Source organism: Saccharopolyspora antibiotica, assembly GCF_047200635.1.
GTDB lineage: Bacteria > Actinomycetota > Actinomycetes > Mycobacteriales > Pseudonocardiaceae > Saccharopolyspora_C.
Genome location: NZ_JBJZOI010000032.1, coordinates 1 through 18,512, shown reverse-complemented (window position 1 = coordinate 18,512; position 18,512 = coordinate 1). Strand labels below are relative to the sequence as shown.

The 18,512-nt window shown below is 72.4% G+C and carries 17 protein-coding genes, 1 pseudogene and 1 riboswitch; of the genes and pseudogenes, 17 read left to right on the top strand and 1 reads right to left on the bottom strand.

The genetic code is table 11. The features are described 5' to 3' along the window. The first annotated feature begins 235 nt into the window (after positions 1-235). The 9 genes from ACL03H_RS22125 to lat all read left to right on the top strand — a co-directional run bounded on the left by ACL03H_RS22125 (position 236) and on the right by lat (position 8,834). Complete coding sequence (locus ACL03H_RS22125; protein WP_412813221.1) at positions 236-1,447, top strand: cytochrome P450; 1,212 nt, start codon at positions 236-238, stop codon at positions 1,445-1,447. A 182-nt stretch (positions 1,448-1,629) separates the two neighbouring features. Continuing rightward, the gene (locus ACL03H_RS22120; protein ID WP_412813220.1) at positions 1,630-1,848 is read left to right on the top strand and encodes an MbtH family protein; all 219 of its coding nucleotides are present in this window, start codon (positions 1,630-1,632) and stop codon (positions 1,846-1,848) included. A gap of 65 nt (positions 1,849-1,913) precedes the next feature. Beyond that, positions 1,914-2,849: an ATP-binding cassette domain-containing protein gene (locus tag ACL03H_RS22115; RefSeq protein ID WP_412813257.1), complete on the top strand. Its 936-nt coding sequence runs from the start codon at positions 1,914-1,916 to the stop codon at positions 2,847-2,849. Positions 2,850-3,190: 341 nt separating this feature from the next. Next, the gene (locus tag ACL03H_RS22110; RefSeq protein WP_412813219.1) at positions 3,191-3,412 is read left to right on the top strand and encodes a hypothetical protein; all 222 of its coding nucleotides are present in this window, start codon (positions 3,191-3,193) and stop codon (positions 3,410-3,412) included. Further along, entirely contained in the window at positions 3,409-4,173 is a 765-nt protein-coding gene (locus ACL03H_RS22105) for a sensor domain-containing protein (RefSeq protein ID WP_412813218.1), read from the top strand. The genes ACL03H_RS22110 and ACL03H_RS22105 overlap by 4 nt, the downstream gene beginning before the upstream one ends. A gap of 197 nt (positions 4,174-4,370) precedes the next feature. After that, the gene (locus tag ACL03H_RS22100) at positions 4,371-6,527 is read left to right on the top strand and encodes an MMPL family transporter (protein ID WP_412813217.1); all 2,157 of its coding nucleotides are present in this window, start codon (positions 4,371-4,373) and stop codon (positions 6,525-6,527) included. A 118-nt stretch (positions 6,528-6,645) separates the two neighbouring features. Further along, positions 6,646-6,951: an ArsR/SmtB family transcription factor gene (locus ACL03H_RS22095; RefSeq protein ID WP_412813216.1), complete on the top strand. Its 306-nt coding sequence runs from the start codon at positions 6,646-6,648 to the stop codon at positions 6,949-6,951. A gap of 48 nt (positions 6,952-6,999) precedes the next feature. Further along, a complete protein-coding gene (locus tag ACL03H_RS22090) occupies positions 7,000-7,233 on the top strand; it encodes a hypothetical protein (RefSeq protein WP_412813215.1) in 234 nt (77 codons plus the stop codon). Positions 7,234-7,478: 245 nt separating this feature from the next. Next, the gene (gene lat / locus ACL03H_RS22085) at positions 7,479-8,834 is read left to right on the top strand and encodes an L-lysine 6-transaminase (RefSeq protein WP_412813214.1); all 1,356 of its coding nucleotides are present in this window, start codon (positions 7,479-7,481) and stop codon (positions 8,832-8,834) included. A 45-nt stretch (positions 8,835-8,879) separates the two neighbouring features. Here the strand turns inward: lat and ACL03H_RS22080 are convergent, their stop codons facing one another. Then, a complete protein-coding gene (locus tag ACL03H_RS22080; protein WP_412813213.1) occupies positions 8,880-10,454 on the bottom strand; it encodes a dolichyl-phosphate-mannose--protein mannosyltransferase in 1,575 nt (524 codons plus the stop codon). 23 nt (positions 10,455-10,477) lie between these two features. Here ACL03H_RS22080 and rsmI point away from each other — a divergent pair, with 23 nt between their 5' ends. The 8 genes and pseudogenes from rsmI to ACL03H_RS22040 all read left to right on the top strand — a co-directional run bounded on the left by rsmI (position 10,478) and on the right by ACL03H_RS22040 (position 18,426). Then, positions 10,478-11,323 carry a 16S rRNA (cytidine(1402)-2'-O)-methyltransferase gene (gene rsmI / locus ACL03H_RS22075; protein WP_412813212.1) on the top strand — a complete coding sequence of 282 codons (846 nt, stop codon included), beginning with the start codon at positions 10,478-10,480 and terminating at the stop codon, positions 11,321-11,323. A gap of 104 nt (positions 11,324-11,427) precedes the next feature. Beyond that, a complete protein-coding gene (locus tag ACL03H_RS22070; RefSeq protein WP_412813211.1) occupies positions 11,428-12,273 on the top strand; it encodes a TatD family hydrolase in 846 nt (281 codons plus the stop codon). A 319-nt stretch (positions 12,274-12,592) separates the two neighbouring features. Next, positions 12,593-12,844: pseudogene (locus tag ACL03H_RS22065) on the top strand (transglycosylase family protein); the annotation flags it as partial. Between the two features lie 784 nt (positions 12,845-13,628). Further along, on the top strand, positions 13,629-15,164 hold the full coding sequence (locus tag ACL03H_RS22060; RefSeq protein ID WP_412813210.1) for a ubiquitin-like domain-containing protein: 1,536 nt from the start codon (positions 13,629-13,631) through the stop codon (positions 15,162-15,164). 109 nt (positions 15,165-15,273) lie between these two features. Further along, positions 15,274-16,149: a 16S rRNA (adenine(1518)-N(6)/adenine(1519)-N(6))-dimethyltransferase RsmA gene (gene rsmA, locus ACL03H_RS22055; RefSeq protein ID WP_412813209.1), complete on the top strand. Its 876-nt coding sequence runs from the start codon at positions 15,274-15,276 to the stop codon at positions 16,147-16,149. A 201-nt stretch (positions 16,150-16,350) separates the two neighbouring features. Then, a riboswitch (SAM riboswitch) is annotated at positions 16,351-16,442 on the top strand. Between the two features lie 4 nt (positions 16,443-16,446). Continuing rightward, positions 16,447-16,614 (top strand): hypothetical protein, encoded by a 168-nt coding sequence (locus tag ACL03H_RS22050; protein WP_412813208.1) that lies wholly within the window; start codon positions 16,447-16,449, stop codon positions 16,612-16,614. A 109-nt stretch (positions 16,615-16,723) separates the two neighbouring features. Continuing rightward, positions 16,724-17,746 (top strand): methionine ABC transporter ATP-binding protein, encoded by a 1,023-nt coding sequence (locus ACL03H_RS22045; protein ID WP_412813207.1) that lies wholly within the window; start codon positions 16,724-16,726, stop codon positions 17,744-17,746. Then, on the top strand, positions 17,743-18,426 hold the full coding sequence (locus ACL03H_RS22040; protein WP_412813206.1) for a methionine ABC transporter permease: 684 nt from the start codon (positions 17,743-17,745) through the stop codon (positions 18,424-18,426). The genes ACL03H_RS22045 and ACL03H_RS22040 overlap by 4 nt, the downstream gene beginning before the upstream one ends. Positions 18,427-18,512 lie beyond the last annotated feature (86 nt).

Here is an 18,512-nt window from a genome sequence, read left to right as displayed (position 1 = left end):
CGGAACCTCAGCTGTTTCCTCGCTGCGGGATCTTTTTCCCGAGTGGCTCCGCCACGGGGGAAAAGCTGTCCTCGCGAGGAAACAGCTGAGAACCCGCGGGTGGTCCGGCTGCGTGCTCGGTCGCTGCTGAGCGGCTTCGCCGCTGACAGGACAGGGACCATGAACGTGGAGACCCGCTGGTGACCGGACGAGGAATTGTGAGCACGAGTCGAGTTGAAGGACGGGTAGTGCGCCGATGAACGCGATCCCCGCGGATCTGACCGAGATCGACCTGACCGATCCGCAGACCTTCCTGGACCTGGACCCGATCGACATGTGGCGCCGGTTCCGCGCCGAGCGCCCGGTGCACCGGCACCGCGCGGTCGGCGGGGCGCCCGGGTTCTGGGCGGTCACCCGGCACGCCGACCTGATGTCGGTGTACCGGGACAACAAGCGGTTCACCTCCGAGCGCGGCAACGTGCTGGCCACGCTGCTGCAGGGACACGACTCCGCCGCGGGCAAGATGATGGCGGTCACCGACGGCCCGCGGCACAAGGCGATCCGCAAGCTGGTGCTGGAGTCCTTCTCCCCGCGGGTGCTCAAGCACGTCGTCGGCGGCATCCACGAGCGCACCCGCGCGCTGCTGGACCAGGCGCTCGAACTGGGCCGGTTCGACTTCGCCACCGACGTCGCCGACCACGTGCCGATCGGCACCATCGGGGACCTGATGGACATCCCGCCGGCCGACCGGCCACCGCTGGTGCGCTGGAACACCCTCACCCTCAGCAGGCACAGCTCGGACGAGGCGGCCCAGGACGAGCTGATGGCCCGCAACGAGATCCTGATGTACTTCTCCGACCTGGCGCGCCGCAGGCGGCGCCGACCGGGCGAGGACGTGATCAGCGCGCTGGCCACCGGTCTGGTGGACGGCGAACCGCTCACCGAGGACGAGATCGTCTTCAACTGCTACAGCCTCATCCTCGGCGGCGACGAGTCCAGCCGGATGTCGTCGATCGGGGCGGTGAAGGCGTTCTCGGAATTCCCCGAGCAGTGGGCCGCGCTGAAGGCGGGCGAGGCCGACGTGGACGGCGCGACCGAGGAGGTGCTGCGCTGGACCACCCCGGCGATGCACTTCGGCCGCCGCGCGCTGCAGGACGTGCCGGTCGGCGACCAGGTGGTCGAGGCCGGGGACGTCGTGACGCTGTGGAACTCCTCGGCGAACTTCGACGAGGACGTCTACACCGCTCCGGAGCGCTTCGACCTGTCGCGGCAGCCGAACAAGCACCTCGCCTTCGGCTTCGGCCCGCACTTCTGCGTCGGCGCCTTCCTCGGCCGCGCCCACGTCGGCGCGATGCTCGAAGGACTCCGGGACCGGGTCGCCGAGGTCCGCGTCACCGGTGAGCCGAAGCGCCTCTACTCCAACTTCGTCCACGGCTTCAGCAGCCTCCCGGTCGAGTTCACGGCCTGACCCCCGGCTCCGCTCTCCCCGGCTCCGGGCCGACGTGCGCGGGGCCGGCTTCGGTCGCCCGCGCGAGGGCGGGCACCGGGCGTCAGGGATTCGTCAGCGGAGCGTCAGCCCAGGTGGCGAGCATGGCAGAGCGGCCCGCGCGCGGAGGCCGATGGCGGGAGCGAACTGGAGGAGCGTTCGAGATGACGAATCCTTTCGACGACCAGGACGGCACCTTCGCGGTGCTGGTCAACGACGAGGAGCAGCACAGCCTGTGGCCGTCCTTCGCGGCGGTGCCCGCGGGCTGGCGGGTCGCGCTGGACGGGGTGAGCCGGCAGGCCGCGCTGGACCACGTCGCGGAGCACTGGACCGACCTGCGGCCCCGGAGCCTCCGCGAGCAGTCGGGTACCTCCGCCCGGTGACCCCGGGCGGTCCTTCGAGCAGCGGAACCGCGGTGGCGCGGCGACGCGTGGGAGTGCGCGTGGACATGGGGATCGAGGCCGAAGGCCTCCGCAAGCGCTACCGGGGGCACGAGGCGCTGCGCGGCGTCGACCTCTCGGTGCCGCCGGGCTCCGTGCTGGGGTTGCTCGGGCCGAACGGCGCGGGCAAGACGACGGCGGTGCGGACGCTGGCGACGCTGCTGGCGCCGGACGAGGGCCGGGCGCGCGTCGCGGGCCACGACGTCGTCCGGGAACCGAACGAGGTGCGCAGGCGAATCGGTCTCGCCGGGCAGCACGCGGCGGTGGACGAGCTGCTGACCGGCCGGGAGAACCTGGTCCTGATCGGCCGCCTGCTGCACCTGGGGCGCCGCCGCGCCCGCGAGCGGGCGGCTGAGCTGCTGGAGCGCTTCGAACTCACCGAAGCCGCCGACCGCCCGCTGGGCACCTACTCCGGCGGGATGCGCCGCCGCCTCGACCTGGCGAGCTGCCTGGTGGGCGATCCGGCGGTGCTGTTCCTGGACGAGCCGACCACCGGTCTGGACCCGGCCAGCCGGGCGACGCTGTGGGAGATGGTGCGGGAGCTGGTGCGCGACGGGGTGGCGGTGCTGCTGACCACGCAGTACCTGGAGGAGGCCGACCAGCTCGCGGACCGGATCGCGGTGATCTCCGCCGGGGAGGTCGTCGCCGACGGCACCCCCGACGAGCTCAAGCGCAAGGTCGGCGGCGAGTGGCTGGAGGTCGTGGTGGCCGCGCCGGAGCGCGCGGGCGCCGCGCTGGCGGCGCTGCACCCGGTGGCGGTGGAGCGTCCGGTGCGGGACGAGGTGGACGGCCGGATCCGGCTGCGGTTGCGCGACGGCGTCGGCGGCATCGAGCGGGCCGCGGGCGCGCTGCGGGAGGCGGGGGTGGAGGTCAGCGACTTCGCGCTGCGCCGGCCGACGCTGGACGACGTGTTCTTCGACCTGGTGGGGCGCTCGGCGAAGTGACCCCGGTGCCCGACGGCGCCCCGGCGATGCATCCGCCGGGGCGCCGTTTCGCGTTGTGCCGCGGGAAAAACCCTGATCAGTAGGGGTGCGGGGGAGTTCGGGGCACCCGCCGTTGACAGTCATCAGGTCACGTGTCAGTCTGTTCTTACAGATGAAGCACTGGGGATGAACGAATGTTCCCGGGACGAGCGCGACCGGCACGGAGCCCGGGGCGCGCCCCGTCCCGGGGAGCACCGCCGCGTCCCGCTCGGTGCGGCGCTCGCCGAACGGCCGGCGCCGGGCACGTCGACGACCGGGTGGAACGCGGTGGAAGAAGCCCCGGACAAGGAAGGGATCCCGGTATGGTCGGCGCCTTGATCGTGCTGGTGGTCGTGGGGGGAATCTCGGTGAGCCTCGTGTCGTACTTCCGGTTGCAAGCGCACCGGATCGACGCCGTGGCGAACGCCCACTACCGCACCTTCGTCGAACGATCCGTGGCGGAGCAGGCCGGGCTGCGGTTCCGGTTGGGTGAGCTCTCCGCCCGGGTGGAATCCGTGGAGCAGTTGTTGAGGAGCTACGAATGACCGCCGTCGGCAGTGCGCACCGAACGCACGGCAACCCCCTCCGGATGTTCTTCTCGCCCGCCCCCTGGGCGGCGACCGGATACCTCGCCACCTACCTGTTCACCGGAACCCTGCTGTTCTCCGTCGCCCTCACCGTCGTGCTCACCGCCGGGGTGCTGAGCATCGTCTGGATCGGGCTCCCGCTGCTCGTGGCGGCCGCGGTCGTGGTGCGCGGCAGCGCGAACGTGGAGCGCTTCCGCGCCGCCATGGTCATCGAGCCGATCCCGGCCGCGTACCGGGAGGTCGTGGGCAGCGGGCTGTTCGCCCAGCTCAAGACGCGCTGGGCGGACCCGGCCACGCTGCGGGACCTGGTGTACCTGGTGCTGCTCTACGTCCCGCTGCTGGTGCTGGACGCCGTGGTGCTCGCGGTGTGGCTCGCCTTCGTCGGCATGATCACCGTTCCGCTGTGGTTCTGGTCGATCCCGCAGGACTTCGCCGGCGGGATCACCACGCACGGCGTGATGATCGGCTACCTGGAGCAGCCGCGGAACGCCTTCGGCGGCGGGGAGTTCGGCATCTGGGTCGGCGACCTGCCGACCGCGCTCGGCGTCGCCGCGGTGTTCTTCGTGCTCGGCCTCGCGCTGTCCTACGTGGTCACCGGAGCGGCCCGGCTGCACGCCGGGATCGCCCGCGCCCTGCTCGCGCCGCACGCCGATCCGCTGGACGCGGCCAGGCGGACGCTCGACGAGGCCGGACCGCTGTCCCGCTCGGCCGCCGAGTGATCCGGCGCCGGGGCTGAGCCCCGGCGCACCTCCCCCCCCAGAACTGAACCGAGATCCGCCCCGCATGCGCCGAACCGCGACGCACGCGCGGGAAGACGTGTCCGCGAAACATCCCGACCGGAGTGATGACGCGACCGCTCCGGCAGCTCGCCGGATAGGAGTTGAGCAACGTGCAGAAGCGATCCGTGACAGTGCGGATGGCCCGATGGAGTGCCACCCATCCGTGGAAGGCGATCGTCGGCTGGGTGGTCTTCGTGGCCGCCTGCGTCGTCGCCAGCGGCATCGCGGGAACGGTCGACGCCACCAGCGCCGACTACCGCATCGGCGAGGCGGGCCGCGCCGAGACGCTGCTGGCCGAGGGCGGCATGACCGACCCGGTCGTGGAGAAGGTGCTGATCACCTCGCCGGGCGGCGGACTGACGCCGGAGGCCGACGCGGCGGCGCGCGAAGTCTCGGAGCGGATGCGCGCGCTGCCCGCGGTCGCCGAGGTCGGCGAGCCGGTCCGCGCTCCCAGCGGCAACGCGCTCCTGGTCCCGGTGCGGATGACCGGCGACGACAAGCAGGCCCTGCCCGAGGTCGGCGCGTTGCTGGAGCAGACCGCCTCGGTGCAGCAGGCCCACCCGGGCCTCCGGGTCGAGCAGACCGGCGCGGTCTCCATCGACCAGGGCATCGACGAGCAGCTCGGCGAGGACCTGGCGCTCGGGGAGAAGATCACCCTGCCGGTCACGGTGATCATCCTGCTGATGGTGTTCGGTTCGCTGCTCGGCGCCGGGGTGCCGGTGCTGCTGGCGCTGTCCTGCGTGGTCACGGCGATGTCGCTGTCCGCGCTGACCTCGCACCTCATCCCCGACGTGGGGACGGTCAAGAACATCATCCTGCTGCTGGGCATGGCCGTCGGCGTGGACTACTCGCTGTTCTACATCAAGCGGGAGCGGGAGGAGCGGGCCCGCTCCGGCGGCAGGCTCTCGCACTTCGCGGCCATCGAGCTGGCCGCCGCGACCTCCGGGCACACCGTGGTCGTCTCCGGCATCGCCGTGATGGTCTCGATGGCGAGCCTCTACCTGGCCGGGGACGTCGTGTTCGCCTCGCTGGCCACCGGATCGATCGCGGTGGTGCTGGTGGCGGTGATCAGCTCGCTGACCGTGCTGCCCGCCGTGCTGGCGAAGCTGGGGCCGCGCATCGACCGGCCCCGGGTTCCGTTCTTCGGGCGGCTCGCCGAGCGGCCGGGCCCCGGCCGGTTCTGGCCCGCGATGCTGCGGCCGTCGATGAAGCGCCCCGGGGTGACCCTCGCGGTCTCCGCGCTGGCGATGCTGCTGCTGGCCGCTCCCGCGCTGACGATGCGACTGGGACTGCCGGGCAACAACACGCTGCCCGAGGGCATCCCCGGGATCCAGGTGAACGAGCGCCTCGTCGAGGAGTTCCCGGCCGAGGGCGCCTCGAACTTCGTCGCCGTCCGCTCCGACTCCGCGCACGCGGCGGACGCCGAGGCGGCTCTGCGGCGGCTGGTGGAGCGCGCCCAGCAGGACCCGACGATCACCCGCGAGGACGACGCCGAGGTGCGCACCTCCGCCGACGGGTTGGTGCGCACCGCGCAGCTCGGCATCCCGTACGCGACGGACTCGCCGGAGGCCGCGGCCTCGCTGCACCAGCTGCGCGAGCTCACCCTCGCGGAGCTGGGCGGGGTGCCCAGCACCGAGTTCGCCGTCGGCGGCGGGGTCGCCCGCAACGTCGACACCGCCGGGCACCAGTCCGAGACGCTGCCCGGGGTGGTCGCCTTCGTGCTGCTGCTGACCTTCGTGATGATGCTGATCTCGTTCCGCTCGGCGGTGCTGGCGGGGATGTCGATCCTGCTGAACCTGCTGTCCGCGGGCGCCACCTTCGGCGTGCTGGTGCTGGTCTTCCAGAGCAGCTGGGCCGAGGGGCTGCTGGGCTTCGAGTCCGGCGGGTTCATCGTCTCGCGGGTGCCGCTGTTCCTGTTCGTGATCCTGTTCGGGCTGTCGATGGACTACCACGTCTTCGTGGTCAGCCGGATCAAGGAAGCGGTGGAGCGCGGCCTGCCCACCTCGAAGGCAGTGCACGAGGGCATCACGTCCTCGGCCGGGGTGGTCACCAGCGCGGCGATCGTCATGGTCTCGGTGTTCCTGAGCTTCGTGTTCACCGGCCTGCCGGAGATGAAGCAGCTCGGGCTGGGGCTGGCCGTGGCGGTGCTGCTGGACGCGTTCGTGATCCGCGTGCTGGTGCTGCCCTCGCTCATGGTGCTGCTCGGCGAGCGCAGCTGGTGGCCCGGCCGGATCCGGACGTCGCGCGGCGGCCGGGACCGGGACCGGGAGGCGGTCCCCGCCTCGGCGGGGTGATCGCGGGCGGTGCCCCGGCGAGCGGGTCGGGGCACCGCGTCCGCCGAGGAGGGCGGATGCCGGAATCACGTATCTTGGCGTCGCCGGGATCGACGTCCGAAATCGGGGAGGAGGGGTCGTGAACAGCGAAGAACTGCTGGCCCTGCTCTCCGCGATCGGGCACACCCAGCGGCTGCGGATCATCGCCGGTCTGTCCGAGGGCCGGGTGCACGTGAGCGAGCTCGCCCGCAGGCTCCGGCTTTCCCGCCCGCTGCTCTACATGCACCTGGAACGTCTGGAGGGTGCGGGCTTGGTCACCGGTAAGCTCGAGCTCTCCTCGGACGGCAAGGCGATGAAGTACTTCGAACTGGTGCCGTTCGAGTTGGACCTGACGGTGGACACGGTCCTCGCCGCGCTCCGCGCGGACGAGGAGGAGGACCACTGACCGCTCGTCGGCGACGCGCGCGGTCGACCCTGGGGAGGAAATCTCGACATGTCCGGAGCGTTCGTGGCCATCGTGATCGTGCTGATCGTCGTGGTCGGCATCACGGTCAGCGTCAGCGCTTACTTCCGCCTGCAACGGCATCGCGCCGACGCCGTGGCGATGGCCGCCTACCGGAAGCTCGCCGAGGAGGCCGTGGCCAAGCAGGACTCCCTGCGCGAGGAGCTGGCGCGGCTGAGCGAGCGGCTCGCGGAGGTCGAGCGGCTGCTCAAGAGCATCGACTGACCCGCCGCCCCGGTTCCCGGGGCGCGACACCTCGGCGACCGCCCGGTCGGCCCCGGAACCCCGGGACCGGCCGGGCGGTTCCGCGTTCAGGGGCCGACGATGCCGCGTTGACGCTGAGCGAAAGAAATATTTTCGCGATGCGGCGTTTTGGCTGAATATTATTGTGATCTTGATGGGTCGATGGTCATAATTTTTCGTGAGTAGGACGGCGTCACCGCGACCGCACCGCGCACGAGGAGGCTGACATGACCACCCAGCAGGAAGCCGCACTCGAGAAGACCACCGGCACCGACGACGACGTCCGGCACGTGGTGCCCGCGCTCCGCGCGCAGGTCACCGGAGACCTGCTGGACATCGTCGTGGACCTCGACTCCGGGGACGGCTGCCGCCTGCGCGACCTGCGCGACGGCACCGAGTACCTGGACATGACGATGTTCTTCAGCTCCGCGCCCCTCGGGCACGGCCACCCGGACCTGCGCGACCCGCGGTTCGAGGAGGCCCTGCTGCGCACCGCCCGCGTCAAGCCGGCCAACCCGGACTTCGCCACCGTCGAGCAGGCCCGCTTCGCCGAGACCTTCCGCCGCGTGGTCGGCGTGCCGGAGCTGCCGCTGCTGTTCTTCATCGACGGCGGGACGCTCGCCGTCGAGAACGCGCTCAAGGTCGCCTTCGACTGGAAGACCAAGCACAACGCCCGGCACGGCATCGGTGCCCGCGGCAGCCGGGTGCTGCACCTGGAGCGCGCGTTCCACGGGCGCAGCGGCTACACCCTCTCGCTGACCAACACGGACCCGGCGAAGGTCCGCGACTACCCGATGTTCGACTGGCCGCGCATCCCCAGCCCCGCCATCGCCCCCGGCCCCCGCTGGGACGAGCCGGAGCTGCTGGCGGAGGAGCGGGTCGCGCTGGACGCGGCCGAGGCCGCGCTGCGCCGCTACGGGCACGAGATCGCCTGCTTCGTCTACGAGCCCGTGCAGGGCGAGGGCGGCGACCGGCACCTGCGGCCGCTGTTCCTCGGCGCGGTGCAGGAGCTCTGCCGACGTCACGACGTGCTCACCGTCGCCGACGAGGTGCAGACCGGTGCGCTCACCGGCGGAGCCTGGGCGCACCAGGAGCTCGGGCTGGAGCCCGACCTGGTGGCCTTCGGCAAGAGGTTGCAGGTGTGCGGCGTGATGGGCGGGCGCCGGGTGCTGGAGATCGAGGACAACGCCTTCCGCGAGGCCAGCCGGATCAGCTCCACCTGGGGCGGCTCGCTGGTCGACATGGTGCGAGCGACCCGGATCCTGGAGGTCGTCGAGCGGGACGGGCTGTTCGAGCACAGCCGCCGGATGGGCGAGCTGCTGCTCGGCGAGCTCGGCGCGCTGGCCGTGGAGTTCGACGGGCTGATCAGCTCGCCGCGCGGGCGCGGGCTGATGTGCGCGGTGACCTTCCGCGACGCGCGGTCCCGGGACGCCGCGATCGGCCTGGCCCGCGACCGGCACCGCACGCTGTTCCTGCCCTCGGGCCCGGACTCGCTGCGCTTCCGCCCCGCGCTCACGGTCACCCCGGAGGAGATCACCGAGTCCGTGGCCGCCCTCCGGGCCGCGCTCGCCGAACTGTCCTGAGCGGAGCGCCCCCGCCCGGCCGGCACGACCGGGCGGGGGCCCGCGTCACCGCCAGGAGGGGAGCCAGAGCTCCGCTTGCCAGTGCTCCTGGGTGATCGGGAACCCGTTCAGGATCGGCCAGAGCCAGACGAAGTTCGCCACGACGAGGCCCACGTAGAGCGCGACCAGCAGCAGTCCCGTCCGGCGCCGCTCGGTGTGCTCGGGTGCGGCGCCCAGCACCTCGCCGAGCACCAGCACGATCCCCAGCACCAGGAACGGCGCCATCGGCGTCGCGTAGAAGTAGTACATCTGCCGGTCCAGGTTCACGAACCAGGGCAGGTACCCGGCGGCGTAGCCGACCAGGACCGCGGTGTAGCGCCAGTCCAACCGGCTCACCGCCCGCCAGATCGCCCAGGCCGCCACCGGCAGCGACAACCACCACAGCGCGGGCGTTCCCAGCAGCATCGTCGCCTGCACGCAGTTCGACTCACCGCAGCCCGGCAGGCCCGACTCGTAGTAGTAGAGCATCGGGCGCATGCCCATCGGCCACGCCCACGGCTTCGACTCCCACGGGTGCGGGTTGCTCCCGGTGGACAGGTGGGTGTGGAAGTCGAGCACGTTGAGCTGGTAGTACAGCAGCGACCGCAGCGGGGCGGGCAGGAAGCCGAACCCCACGTCGTCGGCGATGATCGCCGCGTGCCGGTCGGTGGCGGTCTCGCTGGCGAACCAGTTCGCCCAGGTCGCGAAGTACACCGCGAGCGGCAGCGCCAGCAGCGAGCCCAGCGCGGGCACCACGTCCCGCACCAGCGCGCCCGCCCACGGCCGCTCCACCCCGGCCGTCCGCCGCGCCAGCGCGTCCCAGAGCACGCTGAGCAGGCCGAACGCCATGATGTAGTAGATGCCGTTCCACTTCACCCCGCAGGTGAGACCGAGCGAGAGCCCGGCGGCGAAGCGCCACCACCGGAACCCCAGCCGAGGCCCCCACCGGCTGTCGCCGATCCGGCCCTCGGCGACCACGTCGGCCAGCCGCTGCCGCACCTGATCGCGGTCCACCAGCAGCAGCGCGAACGCCGCGAGCACGAACAGCGCCTGGAAGACGTCCAGCATCCCGACCCGGGACTGCACGTGGCTGAGGCCGTCGCAGATCAGCAGGATCCCGGCGAGCGCCCCGAGCAGCGTGGAGCGGGTGAGCCGCCGCGCGATGCGCACCAGCAGCACGACCATCACCGCGCCCGCCAGCGCGGCCGAGACCCGCCAGCCGAACGGGCCGTACCCGAACAACCACTCGCCGATCGCGATCAGCTGCTTGCCCACCGGTGGGTGCGCCACGACCTCGTAGCCGGGGTTGTCCTCGTAGCCGCCGTTGCGCAGCATCTGCCACGCCTGGATCGCGTAGTACTTCTCGTCGAAGACCGGCGTCCCCTTGTCGGTGGCGTGGCCCAGGTCCCAGAGCCGCACCACCCCGGCGATCAGACCGATCACCACCGTCACGATCCAGCCGCGCGTCCGGTCGGCCGGCAGCTTCGGGGCGAGCAGCGCCCGGGCGTCCCGGGATCCGGGTTCGCGCGCGGGCGGCACCTGCCCCGGGCCGGTCAGGTTCTCGGCTTGGCCGCCTGCGGAGTTCGGCACGAGCACGGTCACCCCTGAATCGTAGGGTTGTGCTCATGGACCTCGAATCCGGATCGGGCACGCTCGTGCTCGCCGCGACCCCGCTCGGTGACGCCCGCGACGCCTCGGCCCGGCTGGTCGACGCCCTGTCCTCGTCCGCGATCGTCGCCGCCGAGGACACCCGCCGGGTGCGCGCGCTCGCGAGCTCGCTCGGCGTGACCCCGGCCGGCAAGGTCATCAGCTACTACGAGGACGTGGAGGCGGCCCGCACCCCGCGCCTGCTCGAATCGCTGCGCGGCGGGCAGGACGTGCTGCTGGTGACCGACGCCGGGATGCCCAGCGTCTCCGACCCCGGGTACCGGCTGGTCGCGGCCTGCGTCGCCGCCGACCTGCCGGTGACCTGCCTGCCCGGGCCGTCCGCGGTGACCACGGCGCTCGCGCTGTCGGGCCTGCCCTCGGACCGGTTCTGCTTCGAGGGCTTCCCGCCGCGCAAGCAGGGGGAGCGGCGGCGCTGGTTCGGGCGGTTGCTGGCCGAGGAGCGGACCTGCGTGTTCTTCGAATCGCCCCGGCGGCTCGCCGACACCCTCGCCGACGCGGTGGCGGTGCTGGGCGCCGAGCGGGCGGCGGCGGTGTGCCGGGAGCTGACCAAGACCTACGAGGAGGTGCGCCGCGGCGACCTCGGCTCGCTCGCGGAGTGGGCCGCGGACGAGGTGCGCGGCGAGATCACGGTGGTGCTCGCCGGCGCCGCACCCGTCTCGCGGGACCCGGCCGACCTCGTTCCCCGCGTCGAGGAGCGCGCCGCCGGGGGGATGCGCCTGAAGGACGCGGTCGCCGAGGTCGCCGAGCTCTCGGGCGTCCGCAAGAACGACCTCTACCAGGCGGTCTTGGCCGCTCGCGGCTGACGGCCCGGCCGCGAGCTCGTCCCGGGCCGCGGACCGGGATCCCCGGGATCCGCCGGGGAACCGTAGGCTGCGCGCGGCCGGGACGAGCTCGCGAAGGGTGGACGGTGAGCAAGAAGGACAAGAAGGAGCGGCCGCCGGAGCCCGAGGCGCTGCCCGCGCCCGCGGTGGACGCGCACACCCACCTCGACGCCTGCGGCGCCGAGACCGCCGCCGACGTGCGGGTGCTCCTCGACCGGGCCGAGGCGGCCGGGATCACCCGCGTGATCACCGTCGCCGACGACGTCGCGGCCGCGCGCTGGGCGGCCGAAGCGTCCACTTGGGACGATCGGGTGTTCGCCGCCGTGGCGCTGCACCCCACCCGGGCGAAGGACTTCGGCGAGGCCGAGCGACAGGTGCTGGAGGAACTGGCCCTGCGGCCCCGGGTGGTCGCCATCGGCGAGACCGGCCTCGACTACTACTGGGACTTCTCCCCGCCGGAGCCGCAGCACGAGGCGTTCCGCTGGCACATCGACCTGGCCAAGCGCACCGGCAAGCCGCTGATGATCCACGACCGGGACGCGCACGAGGACGTGCTGCGCATCCTCGTCGAGGAAGGCGCACCGGAGCAGGTGGTCTTCCACTGCTTCTCCGGCGACGCCGAGTTCGCGAAGGCCTGCGTCGACCGCGGCTTCGTGCTGTCGTTCGCGGGCACCGCGACGTTCCGGGGCGCCAACGCGGCGGGCCTGCGCGAAGCGGCGCGGCTGGTGCCGGTGGAGCAGATGCTGGTCGAGACCGACGCCCCGTTCCTCACCCCGCACCCGTTCCGCGGACGACCGAACGAGCCGTACTGCGTCAATTACACCCTGAGGGATCTCGCGGAGCTGCGCGGCGCCGATCTCGCTGAACTCGCCGTGTCCACCACCGCCACGGCCGAGCGGGTGTTCGGTCTCGATCAGGTAGGGGGTTCCTGACCTGATCTGACTGAGCGTGCTGTGCTAAGTCGCCGTGGGAGCGCACGGACTTGCGACCCCCGTCCGGCGACCTAGCGTCCTCCCCGGAAGCCGGGAGGGGACCAGCTCGGCGATCGGCCACAGTGGACTCCGGCGAGCAGTGGGCGCCGGAGGGCCCGGCCCGCCGCGGCCCCGGTCCGGAAGCACGGCAGTCAGGACTCGCATGCACATCCGTGGCATCACCAGGATCGGTCTCGCCGCCACCATCGCGCTGGGCGCGGCGCCGGTGGCGAACGCCGCCGACCCGGCACGACCGGAATCCACCGCCGAGGACCGCTCCGGCTCGGTCTGGGACCGGCTCGCGCACTGCGAGTCCGGCGGCGACTGGTCGACCAACACCGGCAACGGCTACTACGGCGGGCTCCAGTTCGACCGCCGGACCTGGGTGGCCTACGGCGGCCAGTCCTTCTCCGCCTACCCGCACCGCGCCTCGCGCGAGCAGCAGATCTCGGTGGCCACCTCGCTGCGCGACGACCGGGACGGCTACGGCGCCTGGCCGTCCTGCGCCGAGAAGCTGGGCCTCCCCCGTTGACCGCCTGCCGTCGAACCTCCGGTGCGCGGACGGCGGGATCTCTCCCCTCCCGCGCCGCCGATCCGGGCTCGGACGAGCGCCCGGACCCCGGTGACCCGCGGTCTCCGGAGGACGGCGGACAGGCTTCGGGCCCCGAGATCGCTCGGCCGTGTGACGAGGTGATGTTCGTCATCACCGTGCGCAGCCGAGTGACCGGTGCCGCCCCTGCCGCGGGCGGCGGGAGATGACGCCGCTCTCCTGCCGCCCGCGCCCCACCCGCCGCCGCCCGAGACCCGGCCGGGTGGTCTCGTGATCCGCTCACCAGGAACGACCGCCGGAGGGGTCGCCGTGATCCGCGCGCTCGGCGGGACGGCGGAGAATCCGGGGCAGCGATGGGAAAACAGGGGTTCGCACGCGAACGATCAGCCCTCGCGATCACGGACGGTGCGCGGTTGCGCGGCATTTCGGCGTAACCCAGATCACAGTGCGAGGCGGGCTCTTGGCGGGTCCGGAGGATCACGCTAGAGTCTCGGCCTCGTAACCGATGACAACGCAGTCACGGGAACGCCCGCTAGTCGCCGCCGGGTACGTCGGGGAAGTCGGTGCCGCGGATCGAACTGGGAACGAGACCTGTTCGCATCTGGTATCGGCTAAGACGGCGCTTGGCTACGGGAGTCGGATACGGAAACGAAGCACGAAGTCGCGCAGCGGCAGGTGGAGGAGTTCGACGGCCCATGTTCGGCGAACTCCACGCGAACACCCTCGCGCTGCGGGCGGCTTCTCGCTTTCGAGAGGTAGCGACCCTGTGAACGGACGCGGCATCCCTGGTGCCCATGGCAACGCCCCCGCCGAGAACTCGGCGGACGGCTACTGGGGCGAATCCTTCAACGCTTCGACGGACTGGTTCAGCCCGGTGCAGCAGTCGGCCGCGGTCGGCCTGCTCGACCGGGAGAGCGACGCGGAGATCACCGCGGAGCAGCCCTTCGCCCCCCTGACCGGCCGGTACCCGGCCCAGGACCACCCGAGCTTCCCGCCCGGCGCGCTCGAGATCACGCCGGACGACGTGCTCGAGGCGCTCGGCCCGCAGGCCGACGAGATGCTGGCCACCGCGGACATCGACGTCGAAGAGCTGATCCGGCTCATCAACGCCGAGACCGTGGTCATGCCGCCGCTGGTGCTGCCCGAGGAGCTCGGCGAGGGCGACGGCGCGGCCGCTCCTTCCCCCGAGGTGGTCGAGGCGATCACGTCGTGGAAGCAGCGCTTCCTCAAGGGCGCGGTCGCGGCGGTCATCCTCACCCTGACCGGCACCGGCGGCGCCGCCGCCGCGATGGACAAGTCCGTGACCGTCGAGATCGACGGCAAGGAACGCCAGGTCAACACCTACGAGTCGACCGTGGGCGAGGTCCTCGAGGACGAGGGCATCAGCGTCGGCGAGCACGACGCGCTGAGCCCCTCGCCGCAGGCGAAGGTCGGCCACAACGACACCATCACCCTGGACCGCGGCCGTCTGCTCAAGATGACCGTCGACGGGGAGCAGCGCGAGGAGTGGGTCCGGTCGGTGACCGTGGGCCAGGCGCTGCGACAGCTCGGCGTCGCCGACGACGGCGCCTGGGTCTCCGCCTCCCGCAGCTCGGCCGTGCCCGAGCAGGGAATGGACCTGGTGGTCAAGACCGCCAAGGACATCACCATCACCGATGGCGCAGGCGAGCCCCGGCAGCTGACCACGACCGCGGTGACCGTGGACGAGCTGGTCCGGGAGCAGAAGCTCCAGCTCGGGCCGGAGGACCACATCACGCCCGGCGGCGATCAGAAGATCGTCAGCGGCGCCCAGGTCCAGATCGACCGCACCGGCAGCACCGTCGTGAACGTGACCGTGCCGATCGAGCCTCCGGTGAAGGAGATCGAGGACTCCTCGATGCTCAAGGGCGAGGAGAAGGTCGAGAGCCAGGGCACGCCCGGCGAGAAGATCGTCTTCACCCGGGTCACCACCCGCAACGGCGAGGAGACCGGCCGCGAGGCCGTGGGCGAGAAGGTCACCAAGGAGCCCACCGAGAAGGTCGTGCGCGTGGGCATCAAGCCCCCGCCGAACGGCGCGGTCTGGGACAAGCTGGTCCAGTGCGAGGCCGGCGGCAACTGGTCGATCAACACCGGCAACGGCTACTACGGCGGTCTCCAGTTCGACAAGAGCACCTGGGACGCCTACGGCGGCGACCAGTACGCCGCGTACCCGCACCAGGCCAGCCGGGAGCAGCAGATCTCGGTCGCCAGCAAGGTGCGCGACGCGCGCGGCGGCAGCTACGGCGCCTGGCCGGGCTGCTCGTCCAAGCTCGGCCTGGGCTGAGTCCGCAGAGCTGATCACGACCGGTCACCGGCCCCGAGCCGGTGGCCGGTCGTCGTCGTTGCCGGGGGCGATCGCGGCCGCGCGCGCCCGCGCGGGTAGCTTTGACCTCGTGGAACAGCACGCGGACAGGGCGCGGTTGCTCGGACCGGCCGATGTGCGGCGGCTGGCCGGCGAACTGGGGATCCGCCCGACGAAACGGCTCGGGCAGAACTTCGTGCACGACCCGAACACGGTGCGGCGCATCGTGGGCGCGGCCGGGCTCACCGCCGAGGACGTGGTGCTGGAGGTCGGCCCCGGTCTCGGCTCGCTGACCCTGGCGCTGCTGCCCGCCGCGGCGGCCGTGGTCGCGGTGGAGATCGATCCGGTGCTGGCCGAGCGGCTGCCGGGCACCGCCGCCGAGTTCGCCCCCGCGTTGCGGGACCGGTTGCGGGTGCTGCCCGCCGACGCGCTGCGGGTCACGGCGGCCGACTTCGCCGAGCGGCAGCCCACCGCGCTGGTCGCGAACCTGCCCTACAACGTCGCCGTGCCGGTGGTGCTGCACCTGCTGGCGGAGCTGCCGACCCTGCGCACCGGCCTGGTGATGGTGCAGTCCGAGGTGGCCGAGCGGCTCGCCGCCAAGCCGGGCGGGCGCACCTACGGGGTGCCGAGCGCGAAGGCGGCCTGGTTCGCCGACGTCCGCCGGGCCGGGCCGGTGCCGCGCTCCGTGTTCTGGCCGGTGCCGAACGTGGACTCCGGACTGGTGTCGTTCTCCCGCGTCGAGCCGCCCTCGGCGGCGCCGCGCGCCCAGGTGTTCGCCGCGATCGACGCCGCCTTCGCCCAGCGGCGCAAGACGCTGCGGGCCGCGCTGGCGGGATGGGCGGGAGGGGCCGCCCGCGCCGAGCAGCTGCTGCGCGCCGCCGGGGTGGAGCCGACGACGCGGGGCGAGCAGCTGGCCGTCGCGGACTTCGCCCGGGTGGCCGAGGCCGCCGCCGAGCTCGCGCGCTGAGTCGTCGAGAGCCCGCGTCCCGCGAACTCGCCATAGGCCGTCCGGGCGGAAAACCGTTGCCCTGATCACATAAGGTCACTGGAATACATCGAGCAACTTCACATCTCGCCTCGTGAGGGGGATGTGATGTGTCGAACGATTTCACATAGTGACGGCTTGCGGCTTGCGCTCGCCCTCGTCGCCGCGTTCTACTAATCGGGAAATCCATCCCGAGCGGCCGAGAGTCCTGGCTCCACGACGCCGCAGCAACCACTCCACCGCGGAGCAGGTGCTAACGCCAGGGTCGATGGAGTTGTGGTGGCTGAAACTCTGCTCGCAGGCGAACGCGCGTCCCGGACCGGTCGTCGGCAGGCCCGCGGTGGCCGCGCCCGCGCCGGATCCGGCCCGCAGGAGCTCGCGTTGACCCAGCGCCGGGTCATCGATCACGGACGCCGCACCACGACGGCCTGTCGCCGCATCGGCTGACGGGCGAGGCCCTCGTCGGCCACACCTCACCAGAGTCCTTCTGTTTCCTCCTTCCCCGGTTCGTCGCGGATGCGTCCGCGGATCCGGCGCGAGCTGATGCGGAGCGATCGTGATCACTGTCGAGAACCTCAGCAAGTCCTTCCGGCACGAGCAGTCCGGCCAGTCCGACGTCCTCGCCCTCGACGACGTCTCGCTGGAGGTCCCGGCCGGCGCGGTGTGCGGCGTCGTCGGCCCGAGCGGCGCGGGCAAGTCCACCCTGGCCCGGTGCATCGCGCTGCTGGAGAAGCCCGACCGGGGAGCCATCCGGGTGGACGGCACCGACCTGGTCGCGCTGGAGGGCGCCGCGCTCCGCGCGGCCCGTCGCCACATCGGTGTCGTGCCGCAGGGCGACTCGCTGCTGCGGCAGCGCACCGCGGCCGGGAACGTGGCGCTGCCGCTGGAGGCCGCGGGGATGTCCGCGCCGCAGCGCCGCAGCCGCGTCGCCGAGCTGCTCGACCTCGTCGGCCTCACCGACAAGGCGCCCGTCTACCCGGACCGGCTCTCCGGCGGGCAGCGGCAGCGGATCGCGGTCGCCCGCGCGCTGGCCGCGAAGCCGTCGGTGCTGCTCGCCGACGAGCCGACGTCGGCGCTGGACCCGGGCACCACCGACTCGGTGCTCACCGTGCTGGACCGGGCGCGCTCCGAACTCGGCGTCACCGTCCTCGTGGTCACGCACGACATGGCCGTGGTGCGCCGGATCGCCGACGACGTGGCGGTGCTGGAGGGCGGCCACGTCGTCGAGCACGGCAAGGTGCTCGACCTGGTCGCCGAGCCCGGCAGCCGGGTCAGCAGCAGCCTGCTGCCCGAGACCGATCAGGCCACCGGCCAGCCCGGGGTGCGGCACGACGTGGTCGCCGAGGTCGTCCTCGTCGGCTTCGCCGCCGTGGGCGCGCTGCTGCCGGAGGCGGCCAGCCGCTTCGGGGTGGAGCTGTCCATCCTCGGCGGCGGCCTGACCCGGCTCGGCGACACCCCGGTGGCGAAGTTCCGCATCGGTCTCACCGGCGAGCGCTCGGAGTCGGCGCTGAAGTGGATGGTCGACCGCGACGCGCACGTGCGGCGCGCCCCGGTCAGCGTTGATGGAGTCGCGGCGTGAGTGATCCGACCCCTTGGGCGGAAGTAGGTGAGCTGCTCGGCGTCGCCACCGCCGAGACGCTCTACATGGTGCTGGTGTCCACCGCGCTGGCGGTCCTCGGCGGACTGCCGCTCGGGGTGTTCCTGCACCTGAGCTCTCCGGTCGGGCTGAACCCGAGACCGGCGCTGCACCGCTCGCTCGGTGTGGTCGTCGACGTGGTGCGGTCCGTGCCGTTCGTGGTGCTGCTGGTGGTGCTGGCCTCGTTCACCCGGTTGCTGGTGGGCACGTCGATCGGCAGCACGGCGGTGATCGTGCCGCTGACGGTCGGGGCGATCCCGTTCTTCGCGCGCCTCACGCAGAACGCGCTGCGCGAGGTGAGCTTCACCGTGGTCGAGGCCGCGATCACCACCGGTTCGAGCCGGTGGCGGATCGTGTGGACGGTCCTGCTCGGGGAAGCCCGGGCGGCGCTGGTCGGCGCGGTCGGCGTCACGGCGGTGGCCCTGATCGGCTACGCGGCGATGGCGGGCGCGATCGGCGGCGGCGGGCTGGGGACCACCGCCATCCAGGACGGCTACCAGGGCTACGACCAGCGGGTCCTGTGGGGCTCGGTGGTCGTGCTGGCGGCGCTGGCCTTCGGGATGCAGCTGCTCACCGACGTCACGGCGAAGGCCGTGGACCGCCGTCGCTCCGCGGCGGCCTGACCCGGCCCCTCCCCTCATATCGGACCACGGCGGCGCCCGCGCGGGCGCCGCCGCCACCGGTGGGCGCGGAAAGGAGCTCCAGGAAA